General features: G+C 38.8%; 9 protein-coding genes. All 9 read left to right on the forward strand.

All coding sequences use genetic code 11. The annotated features are described in order from the left end of the window. Positions 1-1538: 1538 nt before the first annotated feature. The gene (gene dnaA / locus QZ055_RS05250) at positions 1539-3116 is read left to right on the forward strand and encodes a chromosomal replication initiator protein DnaA (protein ID WP_295825114.1); all 1578 of its coding nucleotides are present in this window, start codon (positions 1539-1541) and stop codon (positions 3114-3116) included. 406 nt (positions 3117-3522) lie between these two features. Continuing rightward, positions 3523-4635, forward strand: a complete 1113-nt coding sequence (gene dnaN, locus QZ055_RS05255) for a DNA polymerase III subunit beta (protein ID WP_295825115.1) — start codon at positions 3523-3525, stop codon at positions 4633-4635. A gap of 301 nt (positions 4636-4936) precedes the next feature. Beyond that, on the forward strand, positions 4937-5170 hold the full coding sequence (locus tag QZ055_RS05260; protein ID WP_119206598.1) for an RNA-binding S4 domain-containing protein: 234 nt from the start codon (positions 4937-4939) through the stop codon (positions 5168-5170). Between the two features lie 3 nt (positions 5171-5173). Then, positions 5174-6274: a DNA replication/repair protein RecF gene (gene recF / locus QZ055_RS05265; protein ID WP_005384817.1), complete on the forward strand. Its 1101-nt coding sequence runs from the start codon at positions 5174-5176 to the stop codon at positions 6272-6274. Continuing rightward, complete coding sequence (locus tag QZ055_RS05270; protein WP_295825117.1) at positions 6261-7163, forward strand: DUF721 domain-containing protein; 903 nt, start codon at positions 6261-6263, stop codon at positions 7161-7163. Before recF ends, QZ055_RS05270 begins: the two co-directional genes overlap by 14 nt. Before the next feature lie 13 nt (positions 7164-7176). Further along, positions 7177-7425 (forward strand): DUF370 domain-containing protein, encoded by a 249-nt coding sequence (locus tag QZ055_RS05275; RefSeq protein WP_105086251.1) that lies wholly within the window; start codon positions 7177-7179, stop codon positions 7423-7425. A 75-nt stretch (positions 7426-7500) separates the two neighbouring features. Then, positions 7501-9402 (forward strand): DNA topoisomerase (ATP-hydrolyzing) subunit B, encoded by a 1902-nt coding sequence (gene gyrB / locus QZ055_RS05280; protein WP_295802506.1) that lies wholly within the window; start codon positions 7501-7503, stop codon positions 9400-9402. Between the two features lie 10 nt (positions 9403-9412). Beyond that, positions 9413-10894, forward strand: coding sequence for an amino acid permease (locus QZ055_RS05285; protein ID WP_287539572.1), 1482 nt, complete (start codon positions 9413-9415; stop codon positions 10892-10894). Between the two features lie 121 nt (positions 10895-11015). After that, positions 11016-11184 (forward strand): heavy metal-binding domain-containing protein (locus QZ055_RS05290; protein WP_295825120.1); only part of this gene is annotated, 169 nt, incomplete at its 3' end.

An 11184-nucleotide genomic window follows, 5' to 3' on the forward strand; every position in this document is an offset into this window, starting at 1 on the left:
TCTAATGACTACTATAACACCTACCACCAGTATAAAAAGTAGTATCAGTTTTTATAGCAAATCAATAAAAGTCTTTCAGAATACGGATCTAAGCTTTAACAAATCTTACCTTTTAACCTCTTGAAGGGAAAGGGAGAAATTGATGTTACGTTTCCAGGGGGAGGAATATAGGGCTCCTTCATCGCTCCATACTAACCGTAAAGTCGCTCAAAAGGACCCTATATTCCCTCCCTAAGATTCCCCTAATGCATCCTTACACACCACTACACGATGTAAACGTAACATCAATTATCAACAATACAAGAACTCACAACTCTAATATTTTTATATAAGAAAATTTTACATTTTGATCTCTACTTGGAGGAAGGGAGGAATAGATGTGGTTTTCTCCCTCCATACTCATCGTTTCGGTCAAAAATCCACATCTATTCCTGCTCCTAACATACTCTAATGACTACTATAACACCTACCACCAGTATAAAAAGTAGTATCAGTTTTTATGGCAAATCTAAAAGTCTTTCAAAATACGGATCTAAGATATAACAAATCTTCCCTTTCAACCTCTTGAGGGAAAAAGGGAAAATTAATGTTACGTTTCCAAAAGAGAGCTCCTTCATCGCTCCATACTAACCGTAAAGTCGCTCAAAAGGACCCTATATTTCCTCCCTAAGACAACCCTAATCTATCCTCACACACCACTACACGATGTAAACGTAACATCAATTATTCATCAACACAAGAACTCACAATTCTAATATTTTTTATATTAGACAAATTTATGTTTTGATCTCTAATTGGAAGGAGGGGATGAATAGATATTTTTTTCTCCCTTTTCCCTTTACGCCATATGAAATTACAATTTGTTTTATGAACAGGATTTTATTGTTTAGTAACGATGATTAGATAGTTTCTAGATTACTTTTCCACAGTTATTATTTATTAACAAGGTTATCTATCTTTGTTAGAAAGGGAATTGATACTAATTTTTAAGCGACTTGCGTTAGAATGGAGCAAGAAAATTAGTATCAATTCCTTCCTAAAAGTAATCTAGAAACAAAGATAAAAATAAGTGGATAAAATTTAGATTTATAGATCATCGATACTTAGTTAAAAATAGTTCATATACAAATTGTAATTCCATTCATTCCTCCCCCAAAAGTAATTGATGAACAAGAGATGAGATAATAACTGAGTTATTAACACTTCTCCTTCAGATAACCAAAAGTTATCCACAGATTGAATGACAAATTACTTATTTTTTGGTACAATCATACTTGAAATTAGGAAAAAGTATATATTTTTATAAGTTTTTAATGGATAACTTTTAAGGTTATCCACATTTTTTCTCTTTTAACCTGTGTAATCTATAAAGTCAGTTATTATCTGGTTAGAAGAGAATTTTATTTTCACTTATTCACAGGTTGTGCACAGGTTATTCACAGGGATAACAGGTTTTTCCACAGCTTTCACAAGAGTTATACACATTATTCCTAAAGTTATACACATTTATCGCAATAGTTATACACAAGAGGCACGTCATGCAGTCATTTGATTTGAATAATATATGGGAACATATATTGCAAGAGGCGAAAAAGAACATGCAACATTTGCCTGACGCATTGTACTTGCGCGTCACGTCATCGTTGATTCCCATGTCTCTCGAAAGTCATTCGATCCATATTGGGGTCATGCAAACATTTGTTAAAAACTTAATCGATCAGCAGCCACAGATTAGCAAGGCTTTGCAGGATGCTATTACTACGGTTATCGGTTCTCATCGGGATATGGTGTTATTCGATTTCAATCAAGAGAGTGTAGATAATACCTTTGTTGATGAAAGTCTCATCGATGATGCACCTGTAGTGGCTCCGCCCATGCCATTACCTCCAGTAGTAGAGGAGAAAACGCATCAAGAAGAGTTCTATAAACCAATTTATCAAGAGCCGGTCTATATCGATCGCGCCCCAGCACCTGTGGAAATCCCAGATGAGCCAATGGTAGCGCCTAGTAAAACAGTTGAAACTACAACACCTACATTACAATCTGATAATGTACCTGTAGATTTATCCTTATCTAACCTAAATCCAGCGTACCGCTTTGACAACTATGTAACAGGCAACGCGAACCGCATTCCATTTGGGGCGGCTCAAAATGTAGCTGAGTTTCCAGGCGGCGACTATAATCCGCTCTTTATCTATGGTCCTTCAGGCCTCGGTAAAACGCATTTGATGCACGCCATTGGCAATGCCATCAAGGAAAATCATCCACACATGAAGGTTATGTCCATTACGAGCGAAAACTTTATGAACATTTTCGTCGAAACATTGCAGCGTAACCAAGGTAAATTATTCCGCAACACGTTCCGCAATATCGACGTGCTCATGATTGACGATATTCAGTTTCTTGAAAGTCGTGAAAGTACGAAAACCGAGCTATTTAATACGTTCAATGAGTTATTAAATAACAATAAGCAAATTGTACTTACATCCGATACGATGCCAAACGATATGGAGCAATTCGAAGACCGTCTCCGTTCTCGTTTCCAAGCTGGCTACATTGCAACAATGGAAAATCCAGATTTAGAAACGCGCATCGCTATCTTTAGATCCTTACTCGAAAGAGAATATAAGAAAAACCGCGTTATCCGCATCGATAACGACTCCATCAACTACGTAGCGCTTCAATTCAGCGAAAACGTCCGCGTATTACAAGGTGCTTTCACAAAATTAATCGGTACCGCATCCATCGATCAACGTCTTGAATCTATCGACCTAGAATACACTAAACAAGCCTTGGCTGGCCTCGTTCACACAGAAGAGGTTAACATGGTGACTATTGAAAGTATTCAGAATTTTGTAAGTTCTTATTTCAATATTAAAAAGCAAGACTTGCTCGGTAAGAAGCGTAAAGCACAGTTCGCGTTCCCACGCCAAGTGGCCATGTATCTATGCCGCGATATGATTAATGAAAGTTATCCGCAAATCGCAGCTGCATTCTCTCGTGACCATACGACAATTCTCCATGCGTACGATAAAATTACGAAGGAAATTGAACGAAACGAAGAAACTAAGAACATGATTTCTGAAATTAAACAGAAATTAACAACCTGTGGATAACTCTGTGGATATATTGTGTGTAACTTTGTGGATATCCTAAAAACCGCACTTCGCTGTGAGTATGTGGATAAGTGGTTACAAACTATCAACATAGTTATACACAACCGAGAAATCGCACAGTTAGTAGCGCCAATTCACTTTTACACATATGAACAGGCCCCTACTATTACTACTACTAAACCTACAAACAATCAAAAAACCAGTAGAAACAGATCTATCGCAGAATATCTATAGAACATCTACGATAGCAAACATAGAATATTAAAAAAAAGATAAGTAGATATCAGTGCTTCTACATTATATGGAAACAGTACATACAAACAATATATAAATTAGTAGAGCAAAATAGTAATCTACAAATCTAATAATACTAATAACAAACATACAAATTATAAAGGAGTAACATATGCATATTACATTCCAAAAAGCAAATCTCCAAAAAGCAATCAACGTATTGCAAAAGGTATCTCAAAATAAAACAAGTTCCAACTTACCAGGCGCTATTTACATGACAACAAAAAATGGTCAAGTAGAATTACAAGGTAACGACTTTGAACTCGGTATTCGTTTAACCATCGACGGCGACATCAAAGAACCTGGCACATTAGTTGTAGGTTCCCGCTACTTCCAAGAATTAATTCGAAAATTGCCTGGTGATACCATCGAACTTTACAAACCAGAAGATGGCAATTCTTTAACAATCACATCCGGCTCTTCCGAATTCAACTTGGTAACATTGCATCCAGATGATTTCTCCTTAGTTGAACAAATTCACGACCAAGATCATGTGAACATCGATAGCTTTGCAATGAAAGAACTCATCGATTTAACAAATTACGCAGCTGCTACAGACGAAGATCGTCCTGTATTTACTGGTGCTCTTCTTGAAATCAAAGAAAACGAAGTAACAATGGTTGCTACTGATACACACCGCATGGCTGTTAAGAAAATTACCATCGATGAACCAGCAACTACACCAATGCGTGCTATCATTCCTACAAAAACATTGGCTGAAGTATCTCGTTTGTTACCAACAGATAATCCAGCTATGATCAACATCATTTGGAACCGTACACAAATCGTGTTCAACTTTGAATCTATTTACATCATTTCTCGTTTGATCGAAGGTACTTACCCTGAATATGAAAAGGTAATTCCTTCCCAATTCGATTCTAGCGCTGTTATCGACCGCCGCGAATTCGCTGGTGCTGTTGACCGCGTATCCTTATTGGCTAAAGATATCAGCTATAACGTAATTCGTTATGATTGGGCTGAAAGTAATGTAACATTATCTACTCAAAATACTGAAATTGGCATGGCAAAAGAAGACGTAGCTGTTGAATTTAAAGGCACACCTTTCACAATCTCCTTCAACGGTCGCTACATCTCCGACATCTTACGCCACAGTACAGGCGACAACATCCACTTGTTCTTAAAACAAAACGGTCCTGTTGTTATTCGCCAAGACAATAATCCGAACTATACATACGTAGTAACACCAGTTCGTACGAATGCATAAAAGCAGGGCAGTAGTCAATGGAGGAGCTTGCGACGACAGGGACACTGCATCGCTTTGTTCCGAACGTAAAATTTTCTAGGCTACAACGTAGCCTAAAGAAAATTCACAGTGAGGAACTGTACTCTGGTACTAAATAATTAATAATGTTAAAGACAGTCTGTTATTAGTTTATTGATAAAAATATCAGAATTCTGTATATCTCACTGAATTAATATACATATTTTCATTAGGTAATGATGATTAAAAGTCATCGTTACCTAATTCCCATATAGTTATAAATTGTCCACTATAGGAGGACGTTATGAAAGAGCAACAGCAGGTACCCATTCATACGGAGTACATTCAAATTGATCAGTTGTTGAAGTTAGAAGGTATTATCGAAACAGGTGGTCAAATTAAATCCTTTATCGAAGAAGGTATCCTTACTTTGAATGGTCAAGTTGTCACAGAAAAGCGCAAGAAATGCCGCGTTGGCGATGTGATTTCTTGCGAAGGTCTTGATGTAGATCTCGTAATTACTCAAGAGGAGGCTTAATCGGTGAGAATTGACTCACTGCAATTATTCCAGTTTCGTAATTACAAGGATGTAACGATTCAGTTTAATCCGGAGATTATCGTTTTGCACGGCACTAATGGGGCTGGTAAGACGAATATCCTCGAATCTATTTATGTGGGGACCATTGGTAAAAGCCATCGGACCAACGATACGTCAGATATGCTCATGTTTAATGCTGAGGAAGCAGGCATTGTAGTCAAGTTCGAGAAAAAGGATACGCCACAAAAGGTAAATATTAAGTTATTCCGCCAAGGTCCTAAGGATATTCGCTTAAATGATACTAAAATATCTCAAAAGGAACTGATTGGTACATTAAATACAGTTATATTCTGTCCTGAAGATTTACAACTCATTAAGGGGACTCCGTCGGGACGTAGACGGTTCCTCGATATGGAAATTTCTCAGACGAGCGCTACGTACTATCATCAGTTGATGCAGTATAATCGATTATTACAGCAGCGAAATGCGATCCTTAAAGAATATAGAGGGAAGCAAAATATTCCTCTTGAAGAATGGGATTTGCAATTAGCCGATATGGCGAGCTTTATCGTAAAGAAACGGTTAGAGAGCTTGAAGAAAATTAACCTTCTCATCGATTTGATGAACCGTAAATTGACGGGTGGTCTAGAGAATTTAACCATCGGTTATGAACAGCCTTACATGGACAATGGTTCATTAGAATATACAAAGGAAGGCTTTTACGAGCGCATCAAAGCAGCTTTGCCGCAGGATCGTCATCGGATGACCACCAGCGTAGGTCCTCACCGCGATGATTTACGATTCTTCTCTGATGCGATGGATTTAAAGAAATTTGGATCCCAAGGGCAGCAACGAACTGCTGTATTGTCCTTAAAGTTGAGCGAGCTTGAGTTTATCAAGTCCGAGGTTGGGGAATATCCAGTTCTATTATTGGATGATGTATTGAGCGAACTTGATGAGTCGAGACGAGCGAATTTATTGCAGTTTATTCATAAACGTATTCAAACATTTATTACTACTACAGACATTCACGATTTTAAAGATTTGAAATCTGTTCAATTTATTTCTTGTGAAGGGGGAAAGGTTCAGTATGGACAGCCTTGATCTTTGTTTACCAAAGGCCTTATCAAAACTGAATTTACTGGAACAATATAAATTAAATACCCTCGTTCACAAGTGGCGTGATGTAGTGGGCGATGTCATTGCAGATCATACAAAAATTGTATCTATTAAGCCTCCAGACATGGTTATCAGTGCAGATAACTCCATGTGGATGCAGGAATTACAGATGCAAAAACGACGCATCATCGAATCTATTAACAAGTATTACCATCAAGAGGTGATCAAAGATATTCGCTTCATTATGAAACGTCAGAGCTATGTGAAAGCTAATACTGATACATCGATTTCATTACCTGATGAACAGATGATTACAAAACGTATTAATTTCGCAGATATTGTGCTTTCAAAAGAAGACGTAGAAGCCATCGATAAGTCGTTAGAACAGACGGATAATGAAGAATTACGAGCTGCTTTCAGAAAAGTGCAAATTACAGCTCGAAAGCGGGAAATCTATTTAGAGCAGCATGGCTATCATCGTTGTGGTCGATGTGGCATGCATATGCAATCTAAACGGGATATATGTCCGACCTGTGAATATGAATTACATCGAAAACATATTAAGGACATTAAGTCTGTCATTCGAAAATATCCGTACTTTAAGTACAGCGACTGTCAGCAATTCATACAATGTACCTTCCCAGACTTTGCAGAAGCGATGCGGGAATCCATATACTTTTACCTAGATAAAATTTATAAAGGATCTATTAATCGCCGTCATATGTATATGGTGGCCATGCTCATTACGCATAAAAAGCCTGATGAGCTAACGGATCAGCATGTTATTAATTTATGTAATAAATATCGGTCTAAGTTCCTTGCTGAAGAAGAACAGCGCAAAATTGATGCCCTTAATGGGACATTAGAAAAGTAGAGGGGGCATTCCTATGTACGTTCATATTGGGGATACCGTTTCCGTGCCTATTGAATCCATCATTACTATGGTGCACGCCAAGGGCGGAAAGTCCCATAAAAGTCCTATTCATCACTATGAAACGCTAGAGTATATTGCTATGGTACCAGAGGAGCAAATCAAGACCTATGTAGTCACTGATGATTGTGTTTACGGATCTGGTATTAGCATTAAGACTTTAATGAGACGAATTGATGAGTTTTATAGTATAATAAAAAGATAAGATTTATTCTGTACATGTGTTGTACCAAATTTCAATCCAGTACAGTGTGATAGATTGTTAGGAGGAGTTTGTTTCATGCCTGAAGAAAATTATGGCGCTCAGAATATACAGGTTCTTGAGGGTCTTGACGCGGTACGTAAACGTCCTGGTATGTACATTGGTAGTACGTCCATTCGCGGTTTACATCACCTCGTTTATGAAGTAGTAGATAACTCTGTAGACGAAGCGCTCGCAGGTTACGCTACACATATCGAAGTATCCATTAATGAAGATAACAGCATCACTGTTGTCGATGATGGTCGTGGTATTCCTACAGGGATGCATGAATCCGGTATGTCTGCGGTAGAGTTAGTATTAACGAAATTGCATGCTGGCGGTAAATTCGGCGGTGGCGGCTACAAGGTTTCTGGTGGTCTTCACGGCGTAGGTATTTCTGTAGTAAATGCGTTGAGTGAATGGACTAAGGTTCAAGTAGCTCAAAATGGTATTATTCAAGAGATTACATTCGCTCGTGGTCATAAGACTTCCGAGTTACATGAAATCGGCAAAGCAGAAGGTACTGGTACTACAGTTATCTTCAAGCCAGATGCTGAAATCTTTGAAACTACAGTATTCAACTTTGATACATTGAAAATTCGTTTACAAGAATTGGCATTCCTTAATAAAGGTCTTCGCATTACATTGAGCGATTTGCGCCAAGAGGAACCTCGTGTTGAAAGCTTCCACTACGAAGGTGGTTTAAGTTCTTTCATTGCCTTCTTAAACGAAAATAAAGAAGTAGTAAATCCTACTGTTATCGATATCGAAAATACAAAAGACGACGTAGTAGTAGACGTAGCGTTGCAATATAACGATAGCTACAGCGAAAACTTGTTGTCCTTCGTAAATAACATCAACACTGTTGACGGTGGTACTCACCTTTCTGGTTTCCGTGCCGCTTTAACTCGTACCCTCAATGATTATGGCCGTAAATCTGGTTTGATCAAGGAAAATGAGTCCAACCTTTCCGGTGAAGACGTACGTGAAGGTTTGACAGCTGTTGTATCTGTAAAAGTATTGGAACCTCAATTTGAAGGCCAAACTAAAACTAAACTTGGCAATAGCGAAGTTAAAGGTATTACAGATGTTATAGTATCTGAAGGTCTTAGAACATTCTTCGAAGAACATCCGCAAGATGCGAAGAAAATCATCGAAAAAGCAACTATGGCAAGCCGTGCTCGTGAGGCAGCTCGTAAAGCTCGCGACTTAACTCGCCGTAAAAATGCCTTGGAAGTATCTAGCCTTCCTGGTAAATTGGCAGATTGCTCCGAAAAAGATACATCTATGACTGAAATTTATCTAGTCGAAGGTGATTCTGCGGGCGGTTCTGCAAAACAAGGTCGCGACCGTCGTTACCAAGCGATTTTGCCTTTACGTGGCAAGATCCTTAATGTAGAAAAAGCGCGCCTTGATAAGATTTTAGCTAATAACGAAATTCGCTCCATGATTACTGCTTTTGGTACTGGTATTGGGGAAGAATTCGATATTACAAAATCCCGTTACAACAAGATTATTATTATGACCGATGCGGACGTTGACGGTGCTCATATCCGTACCTTGTTATTAACATTCTTCTACCGCTATATGAAACCATTGGTAGAGGAAGGTCATATTTACATTGCACAACCACCGTTGTACCAAATCAAGAAGGGTAAATCCCACTGGTATGTATACTCTGATGCAGAGCTTACAGCTAAGCTTGATGAAGTAGGCCGCGATGGCATTACTATCCAACGTTACAAAGGTTTAGGTGAAATGAATCCTGAACAATTATGGGAAACTACAATGAACCCTGAAAACCGTACGATTTTACAAGTTAGCTTGGAAGATTCCATCGAAGCTGATAAAATCTTTACCGTTCTCATGGGTGATAAGGTAGAACCTCGTCGTAAATTTATTGAAGATAACGCAAAATATGTGCGTAATTTAGATTTATAAGAGGTGACCCATGGCTGAAAATCAAAATAATAACGTAGAGTTTACCTCTAATAAAGATCAACATTTAAAACGTTCCCTAAAGGCGCGTCATATGAATATGATCGCTTTAGGTGGCGCTATTGGTACCGGCTTATTCGTAGCTGGTGGTGAAGTTGTAAGTACAGCAGGCCCTGGTGGTGCGCTTGTAGCTTACGGTCTCATCGGTATCATGGTGTACTTCCTCATGACATCTCTTGGTGAAATGGCGACGTACTTGCCAATTCCAGGTTCCTTCGGGACCTATGCAAAACGCTATGTAGACCCGGCCTTTGGTTTTGCCTTAGGTTGGAACTACTGGTTTAACTGGGCTATTACATTGGCTGCTGAAGTTTTAGCAGGGGCACTCATCATGAAATATTGGTTCCCTGATGTGCCTGCCATTGTATGGTCTGCTCTGTTCTTGCTCGTTTTATTCGGCTTGAACTATTTATCCACACGTTCCTTTGGTGAAAGTGAATATGTATTCTCTAGCATCAAGGTTATTACTGTATTCGTATTCCTGTTCTGTGGCTTTATGCTTATCTTTGGCATTGGCGGTACATCTCCAGGATTTGCGAATTGGACAGTAGGGGAAGCGCCATTCGTAGGTGGTTGGGAATCTATCCTCGCTATCTTCATGGTGGCTGGTTTCTCCTTCCAAGGTACTGAGCTTATCGGTGTAGCCGCTGGTGAAGCAGAAGACCCTGAAAAGAACGTGCCAAAAGCGATTAATACAATCTTCTGGCGTATTCTATTGTTCTATATCGGTGCTTTCATCGTTATCGGTTTCTTAATTCCGTACACTGATCCAAACCTATTAAATTCTAGTGTAGAGAATGTATCTATTTCTCCGTTTACACTCGTATTCGACCGCTTTGGTTTTGCCTTTGCTGCTAGCTTTATCAATGCTATCATCTTAACGGCAGTACTCAGTGCTGGTAACTCTGGTCTCTATTCTTCTACGCGTATGCTGTACGCACTCGCTAAAGAAGGGCAAGCACCAAAAATCTTCGGTAAGCTTAATAAACGTGGTGTTCCAGTGCCAGCGTTAATCTTAACAACAGCAATCGGTTTATTTGCATTCCTTACAAGCTTCATCGGCGAAGGTACTGCATATACTTGGATTGTTAATATTTCCGGTCTTTGCGGCTTCATCGCATGGGTTGGTATCGCTGTTTCTCACTATCGTTTCCGCCGTGCCTTCATTGCACAAGGTAGAGATCTTAGTGAATTACCTTACAAAGCGTGGTTGTTCCCAATTGGCCCAATTTTGGCGTTCATCCTTTGCGTCATCATCATTGCTGGCCAAAACTACTCCGCTTTCACAGGCGATACAATCGACTGGTATGGTGTATCCGTTGCGTACATCGGATTGCCAATCTTCTTCGCAGTATACTTAGGTTACAAATACATCAAGAAAACAAAACTTGTTCCATTGAAAGAGGTTAACCTAGACCGCGATTTCGATAAATAATAACATAATTAGACCTGTTCATTATGAAATAGTGAACAGGTCTTTTTTATGATTGTATTTCTGTGAAAGCCTTGCTATAATTAATCAAAATATATTGTAGTCAATTAGAGAGGATACAATTATGATTATTACTACAACTATGCATATTGAAAATAAACCTGTCCAAGAGTATAAAGGTATCGTATTTGGTGAAGTCGTAGAAGGCCGTAACTTTGTGAAAGATTTCATGTCTGGTATTCGCGACATCGTTGGTGGCCGTAGTGGCAGCTATGAAAACTCCTTAATGAATG

It is taken from the genome of uncultured Veillonella sp. (genome assembly GCF_905209685.1).
Classification (GTDB): domain Bacteria; phylum Bacillota; class Negativicutes; order Veillonellales; family Veillonellaceae; genus Veillonella.